The sequence below is a fragment of the Nostoc sp. TCL240-02 genome (assembly GCF_013343235.1).
Lineage (GTDB): Bacteria > Cyanobacteriota > Cyanobacteriia > Cyanobacteriales > Nostocaceae > Nostoc.
Genome location: NZ_CP040094.1, coordinates 264,905 through 288,655, shown reverse-complemented (window position 1 = coordinate 288,655; position 23,751 = coordinate 264,905). Strand labels below are relative to the sequence as shown.

General features: G+C 40.0%; 21 protein-coding genes. 8 read left to right on the top strand and 13 right to left on the bottom strand.

The window, feature by feature from the left end; all coding sequences use genetic code 11:
- Positions 1–230 precede the first annotated feature (230 nt).
- Positions 231–1,151 carry a lipopolysaccharide assembly protein LapB gene (locus FBB35_RS01385; protein WP_174708160.1) on the top strand — a complete coding sequence of 307 codons (921 nt, stop codon included), beginning with the start codon at positions 231–233 and terminating at the stop codon, positions 1,149–1,151.
- 80 nt (positions 1,152–1,231) lie between these two features.
- Positions 1,232–1,789, top strand: a complete 558-nt coding sequence (locus FBB35_RS01380) for a phosphate-starvation-inducible PsiE family protein (RefSeq protein WP_174708159.1) — start codon at positions 1,232–1,234, stop codon at positions 1,787–1,789.
- A 61-nt stretch (positions 1,790–1,850) separates the two neighbouring features.
- On the opposite strand, the gene FBB35_RS01375 is transcribed toward FBB35_RS01380, so the two are convergent.
- The 5 genes from FBB35_RS01375 to FBB35_RS35320 all read right to left on the bottom strand — a co-directional run bounded on the left by FBB35_RS01375 (position 1,851) and on the right by FBB35_RS35320 (position 6,292).
- Positions 1,851–2,687, bottom strand: a complete 837-nt coding sequence (locus tag FBB35_RS01375) for an Rpn family recombination-promoting nuclease/putative transposase (RefSeq protein ID WP_174708158.1) — start codon at positions 2,685–2,687, stop codon at positions 1,851–1,853.
- Positions 2,688–2,812: 125 nt separating this feature from the next.
- Positions 2,813–3,733 carry a methylenetetrahydrofolate reductase gene (locus tag FBB35_RS01370; protein ID WP_174708157.1) on the bottom strand — a complete coding sequence of 307 codons (921 nt, stop codon included), beginning with the start codon at positions 3,731–3,733 and terminating at the stop codon, positions 2,813–2,815.
- Between the two features lie 59 nt (positions 3,734–3,792).
- Positions 3,793–4,803, bottom strand: a complete 1,011-nt coding sequence (gene trpS, locus FBB35_RS01365; RefSeq protein ID WP_174708156.1) for a tryptophan--tRNA ligase — start codon at positions 4,801–4,803, stop codon at positions 3,793–3,795.
- A gap of 384 nt (positions 4,804–5,187) precedes the next feature.
- Positions 5,188–6,072: a fatty acid desaturase gene (locus FBB35_RS01360; protein WP_254625780.1), complete on the bottom strand. Its 885-nt coding sequence runs from the start codon at positions 6,070–6,072 to the stop codon at positions 5,188–5,190.
- Positions 6,073–6,166: 94 nt separating this feature from the next.
- Positions 6,167–6,292, bottom strand: coding sequence for a hypothetical protein (locus tag FBB35_RS35320; RefSeq protein ID WP_302480943.1), 126 nt, complete (start codon positions 6,290–6,292; stop codon positions 6,167–6,169).
- Between the two features lie 778 nt (positions 6,293–7,070).
- Here FBB35_RS35320 and FBB35_RS01355 point away from each other — a divergent pair.
- Both FBB35_RS01355 and FBB35_RS01350 read left to right on the top strand, forming a co-directional pair.
- Positions 7,071–8,537 carry an efflux RND transporter periplasmic adaptor subunit gene (locus FBB35_RS01355; RefSeq protein WP_174708155.1) on the top strand — a complete coding sequence of 489 codons (1,467 nt, stop codon included), beginning with the start codon at positions 7,071–7,073 and terminating at the stop codon, positions 8,535–8,537.
- A 10-nt stretch (positions 8,538–8,547) separates the two neighbouring features.
- Complete coding sequence (locus tag FBB35_RS01350) at positions 8,548–9,765, top strand: ABC transporter permease (protein ID WP_174708154.1); 1,218 nt, start codon at positions 8,548–8,550, stop codon at positions 9,763–9,765.
- Between the two features lie 288 nt (positions 9,766–10,053).
- Here the strand turns inward: FBB35_RS01350 and FBB35_RS01345 are convergent, their stop codons facing one another.
- The 3 genes from FBB35_RS01345 to upp form a co-directional block, all read right to left on the bottom strand.
- Entirely contained in the window at positions 10,054–10,332 is a 279-nt protein-coding gene (locus FBB35_RS01345) for a YggT family protein (protein WP_012410570.1), read from the bottom strand.
- Positions 10,333–10,460: 128 nt separating this feature from the next.
- Positions 10,461–10,814: a hypothetical protein gene (locus tag FBB35_RS01340; protein WP_174708153.1), complete on the bottom strand. Its 354-nt coding sequence runs from the start codon at positions 10,812–10,814 to the stop codon at positions 10,461–10,463.
- A gap of 77 nt (positions 10,815–10,891) precedes the next feature.
- Entirely contained in the window at positions 10,892–11,542 is a 651-nt protein-coding gene (gene upp, locus FBB35_RS01335; RefSeq protein WP_174708152.1) for a uracil phosphoribosyltransferase, read from the bottom strand.
- A 628-nt stretch (positions 11,543–12,170) separates the two neighbouring features.
- On the opposite strand from upp, the gene crtH reads away from it, so the two are divergent.
- The gene (gene crtH / locus FBB35_RS01330; RefSeq protein ID WP_174708151.1) at positions 12,171–13,661 is read left to right on the top strand and encodes a carotenoid isomerase; all 1,491 of its coding nucleotides are present in this window, start codon (positions 12,171–12,173) and stop codon (positions 13,659–13,661) included.
- Between the two features lie 421 nt (positions 13,662–14,082).
- The gene (locus FBB35_RS01325; RefSeq protein WP_114082889.1) at positions 14,083–14,487 is read left to right on the top strand and encodes a hypothetical protein; all 405 of its coding nucleotides are present in this window, start codon (positions 14,083–14,085) and stop codon (positions 14,485–14,487) included.
- Between the two features lie 228 nt (positions 14,488–14,715).
- Here the strand turns inward: FBB35_RS01325 and FBB35_RS34110 are convergent, their stop codons facing one another.
- Together FBB35_RS34110 and FBB35_RS01320 are read right to left on the bottom strand one after the other, a co-directional pair.
- Positions 14,716–14,907 (bottom strand): hypothetical protein, encoded by a 192-nt coding sequence (locus FBB35_RS34110; protein ID WP_012410565.1) that lies wholly within the window; start codon positions 14,905–14,907, stop codon positions 14,716–14,718.
- A gap of 398 nt (positions 14,908–15,305) precedes the next feature.
- Entirely contained in the window at positions 15,306–15,911 is a 606-nt protein-coding gene (locus FBB35_RS01320; protein ID WP_174708150.1) for a DUF3318 domain-containing protein, read from the bottom strand.
- 268 nt (positions 15,912–16,179) lie between these two features.
- On the opposite strand from FBB35_RS01320, the gene FBB35_RS01315 reads away from it, so the two are divergent.
- Positions 16,180–16,446 carry a hypothetical protein gene (locus FBB35_RS01315; RefSeq protein WP_174708149.1) on the top strand — a complete coding sequence of 89 codons (267 nt, stop codon included), beginning with the start codon at positions 16,180–16,182 and terminating at the stop codon, positions 16,444–16,446.
- 81 nt (positions 16,447–16,527) lie between these two features.
- On the opposite strand, the gene FBB35_RS01310 is transcribed toward FBB35_RS01315, so the two are convergent.
- The 3 genes from FBB35_RS01310 to FBB35_RS01300 form a co-directional block, all read right to left on the bottom strand.
- Positions 16,528–18,201, bottom strand: coding sequence for an iron uptake porin (locus tag FBB35_RS01310; protein WP_174708148.1), 1,674 nt, complete (start codon positions 18,199–18,201; stop codon positions 16,528–16,530).
- A gap of 132 nt (positions 18,202–18,333) precedes the next feature.
- Positions 18,334–18,963, bottom strand: a complete 630-nt coding sequence (locus FBB35_RS01305) for a Crp/Fnr family transcriptional regulator (protein WP_174708147.1) — start codon at positions 18,961–18,963, stop codon at positions 18,334–18,336.
- A 732-nt stretch (positions 18,964–19,695) separates the two neighbouring features.
- Positions 19,696–20,937, bottom strand: coding sequence for a glycosyltransferase (locus tag FBB35_RS01300; RefSeq protein WP_174708146.1), 1,242 nt, complete (start codon positions 20,935–20,937; stop codon positions 19,696–19,698).
- A gap of 995 nt (positions 20,938–21,932) precedes the next feature.
- Here FBB35_RS01300 and FBB35_RS01295 point away from each other — a divergent pair.
- The gene (locus FBB35_RS01295) at positions 21,933–23,369 is read left to right on the top strand and encodes a hypothetical protein (RefSeq protein ID WP_174708145.1); all 1,437 of its coding nucleotides are present in this window, start codon (positions 21,933–21,935) and stop codon (positions 23,367–23,369) included.
- Positions 23,370–23,751: the final 382 nt, after the last annotated feature.

Below are 23,751 nucleotides of genomic sequence, written 5' to 3'. Positions count from 1 at the left end.
TGACTCCTGAATTCTATATTGATAAAAAAATTGTTCTCTGGAGTCAAAATTACCCTTCTTTAATTTGTTATTATCCTTCTTTTAATCGAAAGTTAAAAAAATTGTAGCCTGTTGTAAGATTTAGCTTAATAAAAGTTAATCTTAGTAAAGATTAATAGCGAATCTAAAATTTTTGTAAATAACTTTTTATGAAGTAAATTTAACTGAAAGTGTTGCGAATCAGAAAATCAATGAGATTATCATTTTCTATATATCCCATAGCAGGGTTAGTAAGTTTGATGTTGGTTGTTAGCATTCCCTCCCCTTGTCTTTCTCTCTCTGGATCTGTCCCTTCAAAGCTGGCACAATCTAATGGAAAAACAGCCATAGACTGGCTAAACCAAGGTTTACAGGCAATTCAGGCGGGCAAAGTACAAGATGCGATCGCAGCCTTTAAACAAGCAGCCAAGTTAGATCCAACATTAGCACCAGCCTACTATAATTTAGGGCTAGCATACCGACAAACAGGACAATTACAACCCTCTGCGGACGCATTTTATCGAGCGACGCAAGCCGATCCTAAGTTTGCTCCAGCTTTTGCTAATTTAGGTGGTGCGCTATTAGAAGGCAATAATTTACAGTTAGCTAACGATTATTTGCAACGAGCGTTAGAACTCGATCCAAAATTAGGATTTGCCCACTATAATTTTGGGTTAGTAAGAGAGCAGCAAGGAGATTGTCAAAAAGCGATCGCATCTTTTAAAAAAGCCATAGAATATAGCAAAAATGCACCAGAACCTCCTTACCATATAGGGATGTGTTATCTCCAACAAGGCAAACTGGATCAAGCAAGGGATGCCTTTAATCAGGCAGTAAAAATTAATCTGAAATATCCAGAAGCTTACTACAATCTCGGCTCAATTTGGTTTCAGCAAAACAAGTTACAAGAAGCATTAGAGGCTTTTAGAAAATCAGCCGAAGCTAACTCTAACTATCCCAATGCTTATTATGGTGCAGGGTTAGTTTTTATGCAGTTAAAGCAATATAAAGATGCAGTACAAGTATTGCAATTTGCTAGAGATTTATATAATGCTCAGAAGAATCCTCAGTGGGCGAAAAATGCCGAGCAATTGTTGCAACAAGCACAAAATTTAAATTACAAACCTCGCTGAGGCGCAAACGCTTAATATTGCATAACATAAAACTATTGGGCTGACTCGCTGGTGTTGTCTGAACTTGTCCCGATTGGAAAATGTACATGCAAAAGCGCCAGAAAAGTCGATTTTTATTTAGCGATCGCTGGCTTGATCGGCACTCAATTGTTCGCAACATGGAAGCCTTTCAAGACTTAATTGTGATTGTCTTGTGTTTGGGTTTGTTCGCCGTCATGCTGATCCAATTGTGGGGGATAGCGATCGCCCTCACGCAGCCACTAGACTATAAACACGTGACTGCAAAAATACTATTTGTGTTAATTTTAGTCGAGTTATTTCGGCTATTAATGGTCTACTTGCAAGAACATAGTATCTCTGTGGGAGTAGCCGTTGAGGTAACAATTGTATCTCTACTGCGAGAAATAGTAGTTCACGGAGCGCTGGAAATTTCTTGGGTTAATACGCTTGCAATTTGTGGTTTGTTATTTGTTCTAGGTGGACTACTCGTGGTGTGTGCGAAGACTCCACACATGGATTGTATGAGCGCGAACACTAAGCTTTGTCCGGTTGTGTATAAAGGAGGTAGGGAACGGCAAAATGATGAGTTTGAATTCCAATATTCACATCAATGTGATGATAATCAACCTCTTGGATAGAAATATATAGCACAGTGTTTCTTTCCAGAGATAAAGCGCAATACTCAGCTAGCGCCCACTATCAGCCAGACTGATTCTGGGCTGCTTGCTGTACTTGTGTCAGTGTCAAATCGAGAGCTACCGCCACTTGTTCCATACTCAACCCCAATCCCAATAACCGGGGAATAGCTTCTAATTTAGCTTCTTGTCTACCTTCTTGTCTACCTTCTTGTCTACCTTCTTGTCTACCTTCCTCCAAGCCATCTTGCTTGATAGATTGATACATCCTTGTCTTTTTGAATTCGTCGTCTATACCCAACATTTCTGCTAACTCCTCTCGGCTTAACCGGGTAAATTTGTACAACAGGATAGTCTCTATCAATTCTACAATTTGCTTCCTGGTTGCTTCATCTGCTAGTTCTTGTTTTGCTTGTAAAATTAATTCTCTACCTTTGTCAATGGCTGTCTCTTCGCTTTCGATAATTAATTTAACGATCGCAACTTGAAGTGAGTTCTCCGCCGTATCTAATTCATCTAGATAAATGCGTTGTACTTGTGAACTGTTTAGCAGCGATTGATACGGTAGGCGATCGCTTGGATCTAAACTTCGTTGTGGATAGATGACGACAGCACGCCAAAAATTGACTGATTCGTTTTGACGCAAGTAAAGAAAGATTTCGGCAAAGAAGCGTCTATAAAAAGTCGGGTCTAATTGAAACTGGACTTCAACAAGGTAGAGTGGTTGATTTGTGGTTTCAGTTGTGGGTATGAATACCCCATCAATCCGAAAAGCAGTTTCTTTAAGTTCGACAGAGACAAATTCATAAGCGTTGGCGTTGACAGTCTTATCGCCAATTATTGCAAAAAATATGCTAGGGAAAGATTCAAATAAGCTATAAAATATTTTGTCAGTTTGCACTTGGATTTAGTCAAGCGGAAATTGGATATCCAAAGTTTATCAAAAATAGTGTATATATGTCTGATTCTGCATGAAAAAAAGCAGATTAACATTCATCTGCTTTCATAAAAAATCCATTATTTAATTTACTTTGATACCAACTGATTAACTGGAGCAATCCCAGCCAAATCTAAAATTGTTGCGATCGCATCTTCCCGCTTTACTGCCATTAGATGGACACCTTGACACAATTGCCGTGCTATCTGCACTTGTTCGGCTGCAATTTTTACCCCTTCCTCAAAAGGGTCTTTGGCTTTTGCCAATCTATCAATAATATGTTGGGGAATATTGACACCAGGAACACATCTATTAATAAACTGAGCATTTTTTGCCGATTTCAACAGAAAAATTCCTGCCAAAATTGGTTTTTTATAACCAGAGGCAATAGTATCCATGAACTTTTCTAGGCGCTCAAAATCGGTAATCAACTGACTTTGAAAAAACTGCGCTCCAGCTTCGATTTTCCGTTCAAATCGACTTTGTAAACCCGACCAACTTTTACATTGCGGATCTACTGCTGCACCAACAAATAAATCTAGCGCTCCATCAGTCAAAGGTTTTTCATTACAATCAACACCTTGATTCATCTTTCGAATTAGTTGCAGCAGTCGCACTGCTTCTAAGTCAAACACTGCTTTGGCATCTGGATGATCGCCTGCTTTTACTGGGTCGCCAGTCAAAGCTAAAATATTACGGATACCTAAAGCATGAGCGCCCATTAAATCAGCTTGTAAACCAATGCGGTTGCGATCGCGGCAAGCAACTTGACAAATCGGCTCTATACCGTTTTGCGACAAAATCACCGACGCGATTAACGAAGACATCCGTAACACAGCGCGGCTACCATCAGTAACATTGACAGCATGAACCCTTCCCTTAAGAGTCGCCGCCATTTGAATCATGTGCGCTGGATTTCCCCCTTTCGGGGGTGCTACCTCGGCAGTAACTAGAAATTCACCTGCTTGTACAGCTCTGCGAAAGGCTGTGTGGCTATGGGTGTGATACATAAAATTAAGAATTTCAAGTTTCTTAAATGGTATAGCAAATCACACCTAAAAGCGAAAGCTTAGAGAGGAAGTGAATAGCCTAAAGCAGCTTTTACTTGTGATAAAGTTTGATTTGCGATCGCTCTAGCTTTTTCGCCTCCATCCCGTAACACAGACTCCAAATAACTTTTATCTGCCGTTACCGCCTGATATTTTTCTTGAATTGGTTTCAGAGACTCAATAATTGTATCCGTCAACAATGGCTTGAATTGTCCCCAGCCCATATCCTGACACTCAACTGCTACATCTTCCTTTCTCTTTCCAGAAAGCAATGTATACAGCGTCAACAAATTATTACACTCTGGACGTGCTGGATCGTCGAAAGTCAGCCCACGAATCGGATCGGTTTTACAACGCTTAATCTTGTATTGAATCTGTTCAGGTGAATCTAGCAAACTGATTCGGCTTAACTCTGAAGGATCGGACTTCGACATTTTGCGTGTACCATCCGCTAAACTCATCACCCTTGCCCCTTCCTTACGAATCAAAGGGTCTGGTAACTTCAGAACTGGTTGATCTGGTTTACCAAATTGGTGGTTTAACCTAGCTGCAATATCCCTTGTCAATTCCAAGTGTTGCTTTTGATCTTCACCCACTGGCACTTTATCCGCTTGGTAAAGCAAAATATCAGCTGCCATCAAGACTGGGTAATCCAACAAACCTGCACTCACATTTTCTCCCTGTTTAACAGCTTTTTCCTTAAACTGGATCATGTCTTGCAGCCAGTTTAGGGGTGTAATGCAGTTGAGCAACCAGGTAAGTTCACTGTGGGCTGAAACGTGAGATTGTACAAAGATGGTGGAGTGATTTAAATCAAGACCACAAGCTAGATAAAGAGCAGCAAGAGTGTAGGTATCAGCTGCTAACTGGGTTGGGTCGTGTGGTACTGTAATCGCGTGCAAATCAGCCACAAAGAGGTAATTTTCGTATTCACTCTGACCTTCTACCCAGTTGCGAATAGCTCCTAAGTAGTTGCCTAGATGGTAATTGCCCGTTGGTTGAACTCCAGAAAGAACACGTTGCTTGCCCATAAATTTCAACTAAGTTATCTCAAATCTGCGCTAATCTGCGCTAATAAAGTGGCGATGTCTGGTGAAAAGTTGCTTCTCTTCTTTGCGAGAAGCTATACCAACGCCAACGCGCCTACGCAAAACTCATTTAATTTTGACATTTTCTAGTGCAACTCGCTGTTGAAATATTGGAGTTGACTTTTAGCTTAACTTTATCCAAAGTTAAGCTAAAAGTTTTCCTTATCCAGCATGACCTTTGGGGGAGAGGAATGGAAGCGGAACCTTTAGTGTGAAAAGTGAAAAGTATGGGGGGAATAGAATTCGCTACTACACAAACAAAGTCCACCTCCGTGGACTAATGATAAATTAAGGTGACTCCTGAATTCTGTTTTGATAAAGTCGAGCTTACTTAATTTTGTAATTTTCAATGATAGCGCAAGGAACAGACTTTTCTCCCGACCAATCGGTAAATGTATCTTCATTTTTGTAATGCCTTGGTGTTTGCATGAGCAAGTTCCAAGCATCTTTGGCATCCAATAAATTTAAACGTTCAGGATAATGGATATTTAATAATTCTTGCACTAGGGGATAATAGTCAGAATTCATTCCTGGAAAAATATGATGTTCTGTATGATGAGAAAAATTTAAATGCAATTTATCAATTATTGGAGGAACACGTAGAGAAATACTATTAATCAGTGGGTAATTGACGCTTGTCATCTGACAAAGCATGTGGTTTGTATAGATGTAAAATATTGCTCCAACATAACCAATTCCAATAGGCAAAAAGTAACTCAACGCGATTTTTAGGAAATTAAATTGTAAATATATCAAGATAGTCAAATGAATCATGGTAATTACAACAAGTTCACTTGCAATTAACCAACGCTCTTTAGTTTTGACTGTAAAAGCAGCAGGAACAAAACTTACAGATTCACGATTAAAGAATAGCACAGAGGTCAAATTCCGAAAATTATGTGTTCCCCATGCAGTCCCCATTCCCACTATTAAACTGATAGGATTAACCTCAGCAGAAGGTACGCATACATCTTGAATCCATTTACCCCAAGTTTTCGGCTGCTGGTATAGGTAATTGCGATCTGGATCTGCCAATGAATTAGTTTTATTATGATGTTTTCGATTATGTACTGCTTTCCACAATGTAGGTGGCATCCACAACATCGCTAGCCCTAATAAGCTCATAATTTTGACTGTATGGGAGTTTCTAATGACGCTAGCGTGCATCAGATCGTGGGAGCTAAATAGCAAGACGATAACACTATTACCCATTACTGTAGCTAAAGGTAAATAAAGCCATAAAAAATAGAAATTCCAACGATCTATATAAGATGCTATCGCCCAGCCTAGAATCAAAATTGCCCAATTAATTGATAGATAGAATTACTAATTTACTTGCATCGGGTATAAAGGCTTCGGCAGGAAGTAATGGACGCAGTTTTTTTGCATACTCTGCTTGATGAATTAACTTTTGTGCGTTACAAACTTCCATAAATAATTATTGTTTTTTCTTTCTTTAATTTATCTTACAATAAAACGTTTCAAAACTTAATATAATCTATGGCACAAAATTTATTAGACCTCTTAGACGAATAGTAAGGGAATGAATGAAAAATCTTGATTTATGTAAGAGGTCTATTCTAAAAAAGTAATCAACAATAAAAAAATCCAAATTAACACACGTCTGAAAAACTCCACAAACGCGGTTTTTTTATAAACCGGGTTCTTTAGAAAATACAGCAGTTTTCTGTTGTATGAAGTGCAAAGCTAAGGGTTTTGAGGTAAAAGGTAGGATATAGAAACTCTTCATATCTAATTTTGAGTACTACACTTTGTACCTCACTGACTTGCAAAACTACTGTAAGTCCGCCTGTTGGTGAAGTTTTACCTAACAATGTGGCAATACCCTGCGGGTACTCCTTTGGAAAACTTCTAGAGTAGCCGCTTCTCTACTAGAAGCTCCGTGTAACTTGCTTCTACGTAGGAGTATGCATCTACATGAACCTTTTACCACAGCCTATAGCTTTGCATCAGTCTATAGGCATATCTTAAAACAGAAATAGTATAAAGTCACCCATTCAGGTGAAGGCATTATAGATATGTTAAACCTATTATGAAGGAATATTAAGCAACTATAAAGCTAATTATGCGTCTAGTTGTTAGCTTATTAATAAAGATTTAATCCAAAAATTTTAACAACCCTCCATTCCTGTACTCGCCCTTTAACTACAGGCTACTCCCATAAAGCAAGATTAATTAGGCTTTTAGATATGGCTACGCACATAGAAATTCCTGTTATTGGCAAAGTTAAGTATCCATTTCGCTGGCTGATGGGGCTGATAACAGGGGGTGTTTTGGTTGTTGGTACGCTCACAACCTACACCCTGATGAATCAAGGGAATAAAGAAGATATTACTCAATTAACTGTGCCAGTGGCGGCGAAAAACGTCACATTGAGAATTACAGCTAGCGGTAAAGTCGTACCAGTTCAGAGCGTAAATATTAGTCCGAAGAACCCCGGAGTGCTATCGCAATTATATGTACAACAAGGCGATCGCATTCAACAAGGGCAAATCCTCGCCCGTATGGATAGTGCCAGTATTGAGGCTCAAAGAAGTCAGTATCGTGCTAACTTAGCCCAAAGTCAAGCACAATTAGCCGAAGCCGTTGCTGGTAGTCGTCCTCAAGAAATCGCTCAAGCAAAAGCGCGGTTAGCACAAGCTCAAGCCCAGCTAGCCCAAGCTAGGGCTGGTAATCGTCCCCAAGAGATTGCTCAATCTCAATCGCAAGTGGATGCGGCTCAAGCAAAGGTGAATTACACCAAGGAACAGGTAAAGCGCTACCAATACTTGTATAAAGAGGGAGCAGAGAAAAAACAATTACTCGATCAAGCCATTAGCGAAGACAAGAGTGCTAGAGCCAGTTTAGAAGAAGCTAAAAAACGATTTTCGTTAGTTCAAAGTGGGACTAGGACTGAGGAAATCGACCAACGTCAAGCTGCTGTTAATGAAGCACGGGCAGCATTGCTACTGTTAGAAGATGGTACTCGTTCTGAGGAAATTGTCCAACGCCAAGCGGCTGTAGCCAGTGCTGAAGCTCAATTGAAGGGTGTACAAGTGCAGTTGGAAGATACAATTATTCGCGCTCCGCTTTCGGGAATTGTGACGCAAAAATATGCAGAACCGGGTGCTTTTGTGACACCCACCACTTCTGCTTCTACTAGTGCGTCAGCAACTTCTAGTTCAATTGTCGCCGTAGCACGCGGTTTAGAAATATTAGCCCAAGTTCCTGAAGCTGATATTGGCAGAATTAAACAGGGACAGCAGGTAGAAATTGTCGCTGATGCTTATCCCGACCGAGTTTTTAAAGGTCATGTGCGCCTGATTGCGCCTGAAGCCGTGGTGGAACAAGGTGTAACATCCTTTCAGGTGCGGGTTGCTCTGGATACTGGTACTGATAAACTGCGTTCTGGCTTAAATGTGGATCTGACTTTTTTAGGCGATCGCGTCAATAATGCCTTGGTGTTACCAACGGTGTCAATTGTCACCGAAAAGGGTCAAACTGGTGTACTTGTACCAGATGCAAATAATAAACCCCAGTTTCGCGAAATTACAGTTGGGGCACAGATTCAAGACCAAACTCAGATATTAGGGGGAGTTAAAGAAGGCGATCGCGTTTTTGTTAATCCACCCAAAGACTACAAAATCGAGAAGGCAAAAGAAAAGAAGAATTCGTAATTATTAAGACATGAATTTTTTAGAAAGTGTCCAAATGGCGGGTAAAACCCTGCTGTCAAATAAGCTGCGTAGTGCCCTGACGATGTTGGGTATAGTTATTGGTAACGCCTCAGTAATTGCCATGATTGGCATTGGTGAAGGTGGGCAAAAGTACGTGAATAAACAGCTAGAGTCATTGGGGCCAAATGTGCTGTTTATACTGCCTGGTAATCAAGAAACTCAGCGTATCTCCTTTGAAGTGCCAAAAACTCTGGTGTTACAAGATGCCGATGCGATCGCCTCTCAAGTACCAACAGTAGTAGGAGTTGCACCAGAGTTAAACAGGAGACAGGTAGTTACATATAGCAACCGAAACACTGATGTCAACATCATTGGTACAACTCCCAGCTTCTTATCAGTGCGGGATTTTGAAACTGCTAAAGGCAGATTTTTTAATGAGGTAGACATTAAGCGAAATAACCAAGTCGTTGTCTTAGGTGGAGACTTGGCAGAAAAACTATTCGGTAATAGTAACGCTATTGGTCAGCAATTGCGAATTGGAAATACTAGCTTTCAAGTGATTGGGACATTAATAGCCAAAGGTTCCAGCGTGGGAGCAGATTATGATGATGCTGCCCTAATACCAATCACAACCTCAGCCAACCGACTTGTAGGAAAAAATTCTCCTTATGGTATTGCTTTAGATTATCTCGTTGCTGCCGCTCGTAATTCAGAAAGCGTGGATGCAGCAGAATTTCAAATTGCTAATTTGCTGCGTCTGCGGCACAAAATTAATGGTGAAGATGACTTTACTATCCGCTCTCAAAAGGATGCTTTGCAAACTGTCGGTCAAATCACTGGTGCATTGACAATTATGTTAGCAGCGATCGCTGGCATATCTTTGTTTGTCGGCGGCATTGGCATTATGAATATTATGCTTGTCTCCGTCACCGAACGCACTCAAGAAATCGGATTGAGAAAAGCGATCGGGGCAACCGAGCAAGATATTTTACTACAGTTCATCATTGAGGCAGTAATAGTTTCCGCAGCTGGTGGTTTAGTTGGGACTGCGGTTGGTATCAGTGGCATTCTATTAGTGGGGGCTTTGACTCCCTTAGAAGCAAGTCTTTCTCCTGTAGCAATTACTATGGCAGTAGGTGTCTCTGGTGGTATAGGTTTATTTTTTGGTGTTGTTCCTGCACGTCGCGCTGCTAAACTCGACCCGATTGTGGCTTTGAGAAGTGCTTAGGAATAAGAATTAAATAACATACAATTTATGTCCTTGGTTTACCTCACCCTCAATCCCTCTCCTTAAAAAGGCTACCGTGTATACAAGGTAGCTTTATAAGGGGGGATTAAGGGGGATAAAATGCCTGTGGAATAAGCGTTTGAGCTTAAGTTGATACCAATGCAAGACCTTGCACCTCTACAAATATACAAATAATTTTGGATAATTTATTTTTTGGAAGTCCCATAAAAATTGTAGAGGCGCAAATTGTAATTCACGTCTCTACAAAATTTTTTATTGGGGTAGCAATCAAAATCCTTGCGCGAATGGCAAACGAGCTAAGGTTCTCAGAAGATCGCCAGCTAAGTTGAGTGCTAAGAAAGCTAAGATCGGAGAAAAATCCATACCGCCCAATGGGGGAATAATTGAGCGGAATAGATTCAAATAAGGATCGCTGATTTGTGCTAAAGCGGCAAATGGCTGGTTATACCAGTTGATTGTCGGGAACCAGGTCAACAAAACCCGGATAATTAGCAAATAGCTATAAAAGGTGACAAAGGTAACTAGTGTTGTAATCAGTAAACTCATAGATGGCTTGGTTTCCTACTAAGTGTCAAACGCGGTCTTATCTTTCTAATTTTAATTTAGTCTATGTCATGGAGTTTGCAGATTTGCTACTAGCCACACAAGACATTTTCACCACGCCGGAACTAATTTCAGGAGTCTTTAGTGAGGGTGCGATCCTTGCTGGTTTGGGGTGAATCGCCATTTACATTTCCTAGCTGCTTTCGCACATCATCAATTGTGGCATTTAGCTGGGCAATTTTATCTTCTAACGATCGCCTAGCTGTTTCTATGCCAATGCTCTCACTCTCCGAGGCTTTCATCTGACGGCGCTTTGCTGCTATTTTTTTCGCTTCGACTTGGCTATCCGTCAGTTCTACCTCGTCGTCTGCTAGCAATTCTGGATTGCGTCGAGAAGCAATCAGTGCGCCGATAACACCGCCAAATACGCCACCGACAAAGGCCCCTGCTAAAAAACCACTGCTAAAACCATCTCGTTGACTCATATCTTTACCGCCTTCAACAAACCTTGCAACTTTTACAGTAGTTATGCTATCTTTATCTGCCCTAGCTGCATATTAGCTTAAGTCCCAAATGTGCGATCGCCTGCATCTCCTAATCCCGGTACAATAAACCCCTTACTGTCCAGTTTTTCGTCAATAGTAGCGGTGTAAACTATTAAACCTGAATAAGCTTCACTCAGTTTTTGCAAAGCTGGTGGAGCCGCCACTACGCAAACAATCCGGGTTAGGGAAGGATCGGCACCCCGTTGTGTTAATTCTGCCATTGTAGCCATAATCGACCCTCCAGTTGCCAACATCGGATCGGTAATTAACACTCGTGTTTGGGGGTCAAATTTTTCTGGCAACTTGTTCAGATAACAATGAGGTTGCAGTGTTTCTTCATCTCGCGCCAAGCCAAGATGGTAAACCGATGCTAGAGGTAATAAAGTCTGCGCTCCTTCGAGTAATCCTAGTCCAGCTCGCAGAATCGGTACTACTGCTACTGGTATTTGCGGATCGATCACAGTTGCTGGACAGGTATCCAAAGGAGTCTGTACTGCTGTTTCTTGGGTCGGCAACCAGTCTCGCGCAGCTTCATAAGTCAGCCATCTTCCCAACTCAGTCATGGCGCTGCGAAATAATACTGAAGGCGTGCCTGCATCACGGGCGACTGCCAGCCAGTGTTTGATCAGGGGATGGGGTGGAACATAAACGCGCAATTGTAGCGTCATAGCCAGAAATAGGCGACTTTTTATTGTACAAGAACTGAAACACCATAATACTCTTTCCTGCATCCGGCTGACCAAAAGGCAGGGAAGCAGGGGGCAGGGAGCAGGGGGGAAAAGTCTGGAATTCCCCAGCAATCAAGGGTTTCAATCCTCTAAATTTATTTATGCTCAAAACACAAATATTTATTACTCTCCGAGAAGCGGCTACATCTCTACGAAACACAACGCACGGGGTTTATGCGTCCTGATTTCAAGACCCTAAACTTATTAATGAGGTTCTCCCCCTTGCTAGAAAGCTTCCTGCCTTTTTTCCTCTTCATTGACAGCTAAAATTAATCCTCTCAAGTCTATTGATAAAGTTTTTCATTAGTAGTTGACATGTATTCTCAATCAAGGCTATATTATTATCCAGTGTTCTCCTCTCTTTTAAGGATCGGCAGACGGGATTAGTCAGCAGTAGCAGGCTCGTCCCTCTTTTTTTTGATTGGTCATTGGTCATTTGTCATTAGATTAAATTAAATATTGATTGACTCTAGACAAAGGACAAATAGTTCTCTACAAGACGCTACGCGTTAGCGGAGCTTTGGCTTTAGCGATACGCTCAGTACAAATGACAAAGGACAAAGGACAAATGACAAATGACGCAATCGTGATTGGGTCTGGTATTGGCGGATTAGTAACAGCGACCCAACTAGCGGCTAAGGGGGCGAAAGTGCTGGTGCTGGAACGTTATTTGATTCCAGGTGGTAGCGCAGGTTATTTTGAACGCCAAGGCTATCGATTTGATGTTGGCGCATCAATGATTTTTGGGCTAGGAAAAAACGGCACCACAAACTTACTCACCCGCGCTTTGGCAGCTGTGAATATTAGTCAAGATGCGATCGCAGATCCGGTACAGATTCACTATCACTTACCCCAAGGCTTAGACCTAAAGGTTGACCGGGTTTATGAAAAATTCTTGCAAAATCTTATTGCTTATTTTCCCCATGAAGAAAAAGGGATTCGTCGCTTTTATGACGAATGTCAAAAAGTATTCAAGTGTCTCAACAGTATGGATTTACTGTCGTTGGAAGAACCCCGGTATTTACTGCGGGCATTTTTCCAGCATCCTTTGGCGTGTCTCGGTTTAGTTAAGTATCTGCCCCAAAATGCTGGGGATTTTGCCAGACGCTACATCAAAGATCCCGAACTATTAAAATTTATCGATATGGAATGTTATTGCTGGTCGGTGGTTCCGTCAGACATGACACCCATGATTAATGCTGGGATGGTCTTTTCTGACAGGCATTATGGCGGAGTTAACTATCCCAAAGGTGGAGTCGGACAAATTGCTCAAAAACTGGTGGAAGGTCTAGAGAAAGCTGGGGGTAAGATTCAGTACCAAGCTAGAGTCACGAAAATCCTCACAGAAAAGGGAAAAGCGGTAGGTGTGCAACTAGCGAATGGTAAAGTATATCGGGGTAAACGCATAGTTTCTAACGCCACACGCTGGGATACGTTTGAGCAACTACTACCAGCAGAAGAAATGCCACTTAATGAGAAAAAGTGGCAACAAAATTATCAAAAATCTCCCAGCTTCTTCAGTTTACATATAGGGGTAAAAGAGTCAGTTTTACCTGCGGGGACAGAGTGCCACCATATTTTGCTGGAAGGTTGGGAAAAGATGACAGCAGTGGAAGGGACAATTTTTGTTTCGATTCCCACATTGCTTGACCCAGATTTAGCGCCAAGTGGATATCACATCATTCATGCCTTCACGCCTCACTGGATTGATGATTGGCAAGAACTTTCTCCAAGCAAGTACGAAGCGAAGAAAGAAGAGGCGGCTGGGCGAATTATTGATCGTCTAGAGAAGATTTTTCCTGGCTTAGATGCTGGATTGGATTATCTAGAGGTAGGCACACCCCGCACCCATCGCCGCTTTTTGGGTCGTCAGGATGGCACTTATGGGCCAATTCCCAGACGGAAGTTGCGGGGGTTATTGAAGATGCCCTTTAATCGCACAGCCATTCCAGGACTTTATTGTGTCGGGGATAGTACCTTTCCTGGTCAGGGATTAAATGCAGTAGCTTTTTCTGGGTTTGCTTGCGCTCACCGGATTGCTGTAGATTTAGGATTTTAATGCGATCGCAGCGCTTGGCTGCTAATCTGAGAAAATTAAATACTAACTCAGACGAGTTAGTTTAATTATTTTAGTACCTACCTTTAGATAGATAGGGTTTACCCTATACAGCTGCTCGTCAAAAATCGCTTGCTAGTAATAAAAAATAAAGCTTTATATACGAAAAATCTAAGACGCATCTTTGATTTATTTTGTCAATGTGTAATCTCTAGTATCAGTGAATAAATTAGCAAGGCCTTCTCAGGGCTTAACATATATTCATGCTTTCAGTAGATGCCGTTATGACTTGACAAATGCGACTATGTATATGTTCTCGAGCAATAAATAGTTGCTTTGTTGTTAAGATAAAAAATTAGATTTTATCTGACTTCAGTAACTCTGGTTTTTAGCCAATTGTTTGATGTTTTGAGAAGGTAACACAATGAATAAAATCCTAAAACGCACACTTCTACCCAGCCTCATGGCTGCAAGTTTAGCTGGTGTAACTTTGGTTCCCGCTAAACCGGCTGCTGCTGATGATCAAGTACTACGAGATGCAGGTATTGGGGCTGTTACCAATGTCGTCACCGGAGCCGTTAGGGGAAATGGTAGTGTATTAGGCAATGCTGTCAAAGGTGGTGTCACTGGTGCCGCTGTCAATGGTGCAAATGGTCTAAGAAACACTCGCAATCGCCATCACCGTAACATTGGTCAAGATGTTGGAGTCGGTGCAGGTGCTAGCGCAGTGACCGGCGTAGTTACCGGCGATAGCAGAGATACCCTTGGGAATGCTGTTGACGGGGCAGCTGTAGGTGCAGCAATCCATCTACTGACCAATGGCAAATAATTCGTAAATTCATTAGCGAAAATACTTTCCAATTGTTAACAGGTTCGACCTGTAAACACTACGAATTTATTCCTCCCCTAATTCCTCTCCTTTCCCTAATTCCTCTCATTTTAGGATGATCAAAGACAACCCCCTTTCCCTAGTAGGGAAAGGGGGTTGTTGGGTTAGATTGATATTGGAATATATGCCACCGCCACATTTAGATGACGTTAGACTTAATACTAAACTCTAGCCCTTCAACGCTTTTCTAAAATTTCTACGATAGGATTGATTCGTAATAAACAAAGCTGGCCATAGCAACGATAAACCAATGCGATTGGTCAAAGTTGGATTAAAATTAGTCCGTCCAAATCCATTCCAAAACTTCCAAACGCCACCTCCGTAAACTCCTATCAAGCCAATAACAATTAAAGTACCCATTCTTATCAACTCCGCTAGTAACTGACAGAATTTAAGTTAAGTTTTACCACACTAGTAGTTCGCCAAGTTCACTTGGCGGGGTAAAGAGGAAGGGGGAAGGGAAAAGGGTTTAAATCCCTTACCCTTTCCCCTTTGCCCTTTCCCCAGCCATTACTCAGCATTTTTGGGTTGGCAGACTACTAGGTAAGCACTTCATAAGCAACGCCGAGAAGGTATGACAAAACTCCGCAGTTTTTTACATCTAAGTCAGTTAAACATACATTCTCTGATTCCAGTGTAGAATAGCCCCATGCTTTGCAGCTACTTGGAAACTCATGTATTGCACTCCGTTAGAACCTTTGAGCTAAATGCACAAAGTCTATTTGTGGCTAAAAGGTTGCTGTAGTGATAAAAAAGTTCTACTTATCATAACTTTCTGGCATACCCACTGGTGATAAACCTGCGATCGCTCTGAGATTTTGGCAACGAATCAACTCAGTAAAATTTAAACCAGAACGCCTTTCAATTTTTGCTACCGCTTCAATTGCAGATAACAGGTGTTGCGCTGCTTCAGCTTCTGAATAACCGCGCCGTTGTGCGATGCGAATTGCTGCTGCATCGGCATTTAACTCTGACTCTTGAGATTTATTAGTACGCCAGATCCGAAAAGCAGCGATCGCACTTAATCCCCCAGCTATGGCTACACCCACCACATCTGACTGTGATGCTTCTAATAAGCCGCCTAACATCCCCACCAGCACGACACCTTGATAAATGTTGGGTCTAAACCACTTTACCCCCGTCAACCAGCTAACCATCTGCAACAGCAGTAAATCTCGTTGTGGCTTTGCTAGGCAACGCCATAAATCGAAATTAATATATATTGGTCGCGTCTGATTCCAGGGTTGGGGAAAGGACGCATCAATCACTTTTGCCTGTTCCGGCTTACTAACGATTTTTGTCGTCATCCGGCCAGAAGCAGGCATTACATCTAATAAACGGCGAATTTCAACATTTGGCTCCATAAATTTAATTATTAGCCATGATGTGCATAGTAATTATTTTAGTTACCATTTGTGTTAACCTTTGATTTGTGAGATGCGATCGCAGTATTTCTAAATAGTTATTCTGTTAGTGAAAATCTCTGTAAATGGCGATTTGTAAATAGTTTAGACAAAGCCATAAGAATATTGATAAAGCAATTTGATAGTGTGGCGGGATTTTATAGTATCCGTTTGCCCCCAAGTTCAAAACCTGAAAGTTTTGGATGACCATTGATATTACTGTAACTATATGGACGCTTTTGCTACCCTCCCACCTGAATGGACGAATCAGGCAATACACGCTTATGAATTTTGCTGTCCTAATTGCCACTCAACTAGCCGAGAAGCTGAAAAAGTTTGGCTAAATCGGCGATCGCCTGTACTTACAGAAGACCGTCGTCGCAAATGGCAAGAGTTCTATTATTGCCACTGTGCTACTGTGTGGTGGGCTTGGAGTAACGATCGCCCCCCTAAAGATAAAGATATATCCAATCAGCCAGATTATAATCCTACATAGCTAATTTTTTCCTGAACAAAAGCCCACCTCAAGGCGGGCTTTTGTTTATCTAATTCTGAGCTTTATTTGCCATCACCGATTTTAGAAGGTGAAGGTAGTACGCAGAGTACCTACATAGATGGTATCGTTAGCGTCGTTGTGTTCAGGATTGAAGATTACCAACAATCCAGGCGTGACCTGAATATTATCTGAAACCTTGAACTTGTAAAGGCCCTCTAAGTGATAAGAGGTATCGGTGTCTAAGTTATTAACTGTTCTGATGCTGCCACCAGTAACTTTGGGTGGTTGACCAAAGATAACACCTAAAACGTTGCCTTCTCCACCGAAGTCTTTTAAAGCAAGCGAGCCAGCCCAGTACCAAAGGTCTGCATCTCTACCAACGTTAACACCACTCCTAGCATCAGCAGTTGTATAACCTCCCCAACCACTAATAGCCAATTTAGAGCCAAGTTGGAATGTCGCTTCTACACCATAGTTGTTAGATTCAGTACGAGCACCAGCCCCAAAGGGGTTATTGGCAAAGGTGCTACCTGTACCTTGGAAGAGGCTGTTGGCAGCATTACCAGCGAAGTAACTACGGGCGTAGGTCAAACCAATATTAAAGGCTTTGGTGGGTTTGAAAGTTAATTGACCGAAGATAGTGTTATCGCCATCAAACAGACCGTTACTAAGTCCGGGATTATTAGCACCAAAGACACCATTACCAGTTGAGGGTGCTAAATAAGCACCAGTCAAGCTGATAGCTTGGTTAGGATTGAAAGTAACAGTCAAGCCAGCACCATTTTGACCTTGACGGTAGATGGGGCTGAAACGTCCATATCGAGAAAGCGCACCTCTACCAGAGCTTGCAAAGTCAGGGTTAAAGGTGTTTACGTTTTCATACAATTCACCGCCACTCGCATCAATTTTGACACGCACTGCGTCAGTGAAGTTGAAAGCATAGTTGATTTTATCGATCACAACAGAGTTATTGTTATCACCGTCATAACCCAAGCGGGTCATGTTAGTACCAGTACCGCTTGCCACACCGCCAGCAACACTACCAACGTTGGAAACGATATTGCCAGCATTTAAACGGATTTGCAACTGGTCTTTACCAGTGAAACTGCTGTACAAGTTCAAACGCACGCGATCAGAGAAAACAGTGTTGCTATTTAAGTCTGGATTATTGTTAGGGTTGGCATCTGTATCAGCCCTATTTCCACCAAAAACATCAGACACGTTGAAAATGGCTTCCCCAACCAACTTGGTGGTAGTAGAGAACTGATTAGCTTCAAGTTCAGAAGTGCGGGCTTCTAGTCCATCCACACGACCACGCAGAGTTGCTAATTCAGCAGAATATTCTTCTTGTAAGCGCTGTAAAGTAGCTAAATCTTGTTTGCTGACTAAATCAGCAGTAGCTGTAGCAATCAGTTCGTTAACCCGATCTAAACAGGCATTCAAACCTGCGGCAAATTCATAACGGGTCAAAGCACGATTCCCACGATAGGTACTGTTGGGATAACCTGCAATACAGCCGTAGCGCTCAACTAGAGATTGCAAAGCTTGGAATGCCCAATCTGTGGGTTGCACATCTGAAAATTGCGAAACTGATGTTACCTGACTCATATCATTAGAGTCTTGAGCTTCAGATAACTGGGCAGCATTTGTTACTTGTTCGTTGACTTCAGCAGCTAGAGCGCTATTAGCAACAAAAAATGTCGCAGCTACAATAACCGGACTAACCTTAAAAAGATTCCAGAATCGTTTTGTCATGTTTATACTCTCACTCACACCTAAATAACCCGACCACTGTAAAATGCTTATAGCACTTTACTTTCGGGAATTCCACACACAATCATAGACACGATTATACATTACACTCTGTGAATTTTACAAGCAATTCAGCTAACATACTGCTGAACCATAATTTTTAATTAGTTTATTTGGTAAACGCAAAATAATGCGGCGTTTGTGACGTAGAACTGTTCCTTCTTCTTCCAATTGCTGTAAGAGGCGGGTAACTGTTACTCGCGTGGTATTCAATACTTCAGCAATATCTTGATGGGTAACATTTAAATCAATTAGTTTTCCCTTATCTACATCACGTCCAAATTTTTCACTTAACCACACCAAAAATTGCCATAAGCGTAACGAAATTGGTTTTCGATGCACAATACTTAGTAGATCCTCTGCCTGTTGAATATGAGACAACAAAGCATTAATATCTTGATGCCATAAATGAGGCGGTACAATACTTAATTCCACGCCTGTGAGACATTCAATTTGGTAAGGTTTGACCCTAGATAAAGGATAGCCAATCAAATCCCCTAAGCCCCAATAACCGAGAGTGATGAATGTTCCGTCTTCACTCCACGTTAAGGTACGAACTGCACCGTATTCAATACGCCAAAGTACGTCATTTTGAAGTGGAATTACTTCCCTACGGGTAAATATCTGCTGGGGCAATTGTCCGCTTAAAGCAGAGCTATTTGACACGGCAGAAGAGTTTGAAGTAGGAGTTGTGGAATATATCATTAACAGTAACTACATAATTATCAGGGAATCTCGATATTTAAAATGATTAAGAAACTCTAATAATTTGTATAAATCAAAATCAAGGTGTGTATCTAATTCTATGTATTTTTACCCATGAGAGTTAGAGACTAACTCAAAATCTTTTCATTGAAACAACTTCTTGTTTTAGGTATCTATCTATAAGTTAGATAGATACTATTTTTTTCAGTTGTTTATCTGTTACTTTAGGTGTGCAAGTTTAAGAATAGGTAAGCTTTTAGTAAAATATTTAGTTAAATTATTTTGATTGAGCAAGTTTTCAACCGAAAAAGGTGGGTTTTTCTCGCTCCCATAATCCGTATGGGAACGAGCGAAACCGCATTAAGCTAAGTCTTTAAGACTTGTGTATACACCGTAGGTATGTATTGGGGAGGGAAAAAGATTTATAATTTCCCGTTTTCATCAGCCAATACGCTTGAGTTTAGGCTATGCAGTGCGAAGAATAGGAAACAAAGTAAGAAACTCCCTCATCAAGTTTCTTAGAACCAGCGTAAATTCGGTCTACTACACTCCTTCAATATATAAGCGTGCAATTTTTCTCTTTTGATACGGTGATGCCTTAAATACAATCAAAAGTTTCAGTAGCCAAAAAGGGATGGCTTTAGCTACTAGGTATCGTTTTTTACTAAAATAATTGCCTCTATCCTGAAATTTAAGTTCGTTTTAAAGGCAAAAATCAAAATCTCGTTGTGATTATTTTACTTCGGTGACACGCCAGCTAAGTTTCAAATTAATCCAGAAATTCCAGATAGTAGCAACTGCGATCGCAATAAAGTTGGCAATGTAACGATTAGGAATAAGAAAATTGAATACCAAATTTAATACCAGTACATTCAATACCAATCCAGCAAGGCAAATAGCGTTGAACTTCAAAAACCGCTTCAGGCGTTGATGCCATTCTTGCTGTCTGGCGCTCACATCAGCAAATGTCCAAGCGTCATTCCACAAGAAATTATTTAAAATCGCAATTTCACCAGCAATAATTTTGCTGCGTGTCAGGGGCCAAGCCAAGGTAGTGGGATCGCTGAGTAAATAAAGAATTGTCATATCCACAAATACCCCACTCAGTCCTACTAAGCCAAAGCGGATAAATCGGTCAATGGGGAAACCCGTTTGTTGAGTAAGTTTTTGTTTTTTATTACCTCCGGTTAGCCGTAACCTTACTAAATGGTGAATGTAATCTATGTATTGTTTCCATGTAACTTTGCTTTCACCCTCTTTGCGTTCACAAAATACATATCCAACTTCGGCAACTTCATCTACCTTTCCCCGTCCGATTACTTCTAAGAGAATTTTGTATCCCACTGGATTGAGTGTTGCATTAGCGATCGCACTTCGACGCACCATAAAATAACCACTCATAGGGTCGGAAACTCTGCCCAGTACTCCCGGTAAAATAACCAAGCCTAATAATTGAGCGCCACGAGACAATAAACGTCTGACAACACTCCAGCTACTAACACCGCCTCCTTCAACATGACGACTAGCTACTGCCAAATCCGCTCCCTGCTCAACACTACGCAACAGTTGCATTAGTACCTCTGGCGGATGCTGCAAATCTCCATCAATTACCCCCAACACACTTCCCGTAGCTGCTTGCCACCCACGAATCACTGCTGAAGATAGCCCCCGTTCTTGTTCTCGTCGCATCACCCGCAACTGAGGGTATTCTGTTGTCAGAGATTGTGCTATTTCCCAAGTTCGGTCTGGGCTATCATCGTCTACCACAATTAGTTCATAGTTTCCTGGAATTGATTCATCGAGTAATTGACTCAATATGCTGACCACATTTTGGATGTTGTCACGCTCTTTATAAGTAGGAATTACTAGAGATAGATGGATACCACTTGTACCCATATTATTAGGAGGCAACTCTGAAATCTTTAGTGGGCCTGTTGGTACTGCTAACAGCGAGTTGGATGAGTTTGTCTTCATAATTTCACATTTATCGGTAAAGACTAAAGGAAATAGAGTCGAACATCTGTGCGCTTTATTGACTGAACCTGGTTAGCCAAAGTTTTTTGTTACATTTAGATATTCTGAAAAGTTTGACATCTGCCTCCTGCCTTCTGAACGGAGGTGGGTTTAAAACCCTTGTCTATTATCTCTGCATGTTTTATATATTCAGAAGTCCATAACTTCCTTTATGTGGAAGCTTTAAATCTTCAGTTACCCTTTGAAAAAATAATTTTTTCCATTCACTGATGAAACATAGTATTGGCATTATTGCTTTATGACTGTATCCACAGAGTGGTATATTAACTGCATTTGCTCGTTTAATCTCACCATTATCTTGGCTGTTTTCAATAAACTTTGTTATTGATTCTATCCACATGACACACCGTGTACTTAGTCGCAAACATGACTTTAGTTAATTTTTCAGTATTGAATTATATCAGAAATGGTTTAAAATTGCTATACATCTCACGAATGATTTAGGATTGCGGTATTAATTGCTATATTGTTTTTTGAGTTTTGCGAGCGAGTAATAATTGAAGATGTTCAGTTTTCTTAAGTAACTTTATAGTACTCTTCAGTAAGATGCATTCAATTGTGTAACATTATTCAATGTCCAATAAATTATTATAAATAATGATAACACAATTGAGAATTGGATTGAAACTTGAAGTGTTTAAGATTATCAAGGTCAACAGCTAGCTTAATTTGAATTTTGGATTTAAAGACCTGTATTAAACTCAGGTAAGCGCATCTAAAATGTTATTGACAAAATTAAAACTATATAATGTGGATTTATGGTTTGGTTGAGTTCTACAGACTAAATAGCAAAGGCTTAAGTTATTAGCAATAGCGAGACTGAATGGGATTAATTAGGTCTTTATTTAGATTAGGGATTTCTCATTCAAAATATGTGCTTGCCTTGACATTAAACCATTTTATATTGTAAATCAATAGATTAATTATTTATCCTTATGCTAAACGTAAACAATTTATCTAACAGTAAGAAAAACCAAATATTATTAGGTTTCGCCATAATTTTGTCATTAATATTATGTGGAGAATTAGCTATTAGAGCTTACTTCTTTTATATTAATGCTTTAGGTAATTCCACAGGTCGATATTTACCTGATTTCCCCAACCATTTTGACCAAATAAGAACAGGCATAGAACTCCTTTTTTTAACTATTATATATGTTGTGTGGCTAATAATAAACAAGAATAAGGAAAAAGATATAACCTTTATAAAAATATTAAAAAATAGTTCATTTTTTCTGTTAATTGCCTTTGCAAGTTATCCAATAACTACTGATATCAATTTGTATATACATTATGGTTTGATGTATTTAAATGGAGTTAACCCTTTTCTGAATCCTGCAAGCACATTTACCTCAGAATTGTCTCCATTTCTTGCTTGGAAACAGACTTCTACTTATGGGCCTATATCTCAACTCTTTTTTATCTTTTCTGCCTTTTTCGTTGCAATTACTCCTAGTTTAGGAATTTATGTATTTAAAGTAATCTGTCTTTTATTCCATATATTAAATAGTTACTTAATTTGGGGGCATTTAAAAAACTATCCTCGTAAAGTTAGTGTAACAACTGCATATTTAGTTAGCCCATTACTTCTGTATGAGCAGGTTACAAATGCCCATATAGATGTCTTAATTTCTACAATTTTAATTATTCTAATAATATGTATTAAAAACTATAATTATCTAGCTGCGATTGTTACAGCTTGGATTGGTTTTCTAATTAAAACATTACCAATTGTTTGGTTGCCTCTAATTTTTGTTTATTTGATTAAGCAACAGCGTTGGAGAATTTTATTTAGTGCCATTTTTATCTCTGTGGCTATAATTTTTGCAACTTATCTGATAGCTTTACCTTCAGTCGATGCTTGGACAAGCCTTTTCAATCCCGGCGTTAAAGACAGAGTAGGCGGTTCATTATATTCTTTGATTAAGAATTTACTAAGTATAAAAAGATTAAACCTTTCTGTAACTTTCCAAGAAACTGTGGTCTCAATATCTAAACCTATAATCTTTTCTATATTTGTAATTTCTTATTTGATTATTCTCGTAAAACCATATTTGAAAAAAAAGTATTCTGAAACTACTTTTAGTACAAATATCGGATGGATTACCTTAATATTGTTTTTGTTTGCTGCTCCTTGGTATTGCTCTTGGTATTCCTCTGTGCTGTTGGCAGTCGTAGCTTTAAACATAGATTCTAATTCAAAAAGATTCGTGATTACTAGCATCGTCTTCTGTATTAGTAGTACTGTTTTTTACTATTTACTACGAGGTATTCGACTGTACGATTTTTTAACGGTTGTACCAACCTTAGCAGTAATTATATTTTGGCTTGTACGTGATATTCAAGCTCTAAAAAAGCCTCTGAAAAACTGAATTAAAAGCTACTATTTTTATACTTCAACAGTAAATAGTTTTTCTAACTGCTCATACAGGATTATAATTGTAATCGCTAATTTTGTGGTAATAATTAAAATTTAATGCTTATTTAATGCTTAGAATTTGCTAACTATAAAAGCCCGGCATTTTATCGTTCTTCAGTACTTACTATGCCAAATCTTTGTAGGCTAAAACAGCCCTGCACTTAAAAAGCTATATATTACTCACATCTTTATTTACAATCTTTCAACCCTTGTTTTGTAAACATCTGAGAGACTTAGTAATTAGGCATATGTGACAAATTAACGCTTAATATTCTTGCTAATTTTGATTATTCAACTTAGATAGTTTTTAGCTTAATACTGCCTTTTTATTGAGA

Bases quoted from the DNA above. Each gene is read 5' to 3' on its own strand.
- FBB35_RS01385 (WP_174708160.1), top strand. From the start codon at position 231: ATGAGATTATCATTTTCTATATATCCCATAGCAGGGTTAGTAAGTTTG.
- FBB35_RS01380 (WP_174708159.1), top strand. From the start codon at position 1,232: ATGTACATGCAAAAGCGCCAGAAAAGTCGATTTTTATTTAGCGATCGC.
- FBB35_RS01370 (WP_174708157.1), bottom strand. From the start codon at position 3,733: ATGTATCACACCCATAGCCACACAGCCTTTCGCAGAGCTGTACAAGCA.
- trpS (WP_174708156.1), bottom strand. From the start codon at position 4,803: ATGGGCAAGCAACGTGTTCTTTCTGGAGTTCAACCAACGGGCAATTAC.
- FBB35_RS01360 (WP_254625780.1), bottom strand. From the start codon at position 6,072: ATGGGTAATAGTGTTATCGTCTTGCTATTTAGCTCCCACGATCTGATG.
- FBB35_RS35320 (WP_302480943.1), bottom strand. From the start codon at position 6,292: ATGGAAGTTTGTAACGCACAAAAGTTAATTCATCAAGCAGAGTATGCA.
- FBB35_RS01355 (WP_174708155.1), top strand. From the start codon at position 7,071: ATGGCTACGCACATAGAAATTCCTGTTATTGGCAAAGTTAAGTATCCA.
- FBB35_RS01350 (WP_174708154.1), top strand. From the start codon at position 8,548: ATGAATTTTTTAGAAAGTGTCCAAATGGCGGGTAAAACCCTGCTGTCA.
- FBB35_RS01345 (WP_012410570.1), bottom strand. From the start codon at position 10,332: ATGAGTTTACTGATTACAACACTAGTTACCTTTGTCACCTTTTATAGC.
- FBB35_RS01340 (WP_174708153.1), bottom strand. From the start codon at position 10,814: ATGAGTCAACGAGATGGTTTTAGCAGTGGTTTTTTAGCAGGGGCCTTT.
- upp (WP_174708152.1), bottom strand. From the start codon at position 11,542: ATGACGCTACAATTGCGCGTTTATGTTCCACCCCATCCCCTGATCAAA.
- crtH (WP_174708151.1), top strand. From the start codon at position 12,171: ATGACAAATGACGCAATCGTGATTGGGTCTGGTATTGGCGGATTAGTA.
- FBB35_RS01325 (WP_114082889.1), top strand. From the start codon at position 14,083: ATGAATAAAATCCTAAAACGCACACTTCTACCCAGCCTCATGGCTGCA.
- FBB35_RS34110 (WP_012410565.1), bottom strand. From the start codon at position 14,907: ATGGGTACTTTAATTGTTATTGGCTTGATAGGAGTTTACGGAGGTGGC.
- FBB35_RS01320 (WP_174708150.1), bottom strand. From the start codon at position 15,911: ATGGAGCCAAATGTTGAAATTCGCCGTTTATTAGATGTAATGCCTGCT.
- FBB35_RS01315 (WP_174708149.1), top strand. From the start codon at position 16,180: ATGGACGCTTTTGCTACCCTCCCACCTGAATGGACGAATCAGGCAATA.
- FBB35_RS01310 (WP_174708148.1), bottom strand. From the start codon at position 18,201: ATGACAAAACGATTCTGGAATCTTTTTAAGGTTAGTCCGGTTATTGTA.
- FBB35_RS01305 (WP_174708147.1), bottom strand. From the start codon at position 18,963: ATGATATATTCCACAACTCCTACTTCAAACTCTTCTGCCGTGTCAAAT.
- FBB35_RS01300 (WP_174708146.1), bottom strand. From the start codon at position 20,937: ATGAAGACAAACTCATCCAACTCGCTGTTAGCAGTACCAACAGGCCCA.
- FBB35_RS01295 (WP_174708145.1), top strand. From the start codon at position 21,933: ATGCTAAACGTAAACAATTTATCTAACAGTAAGAAAAACCAAATATTA.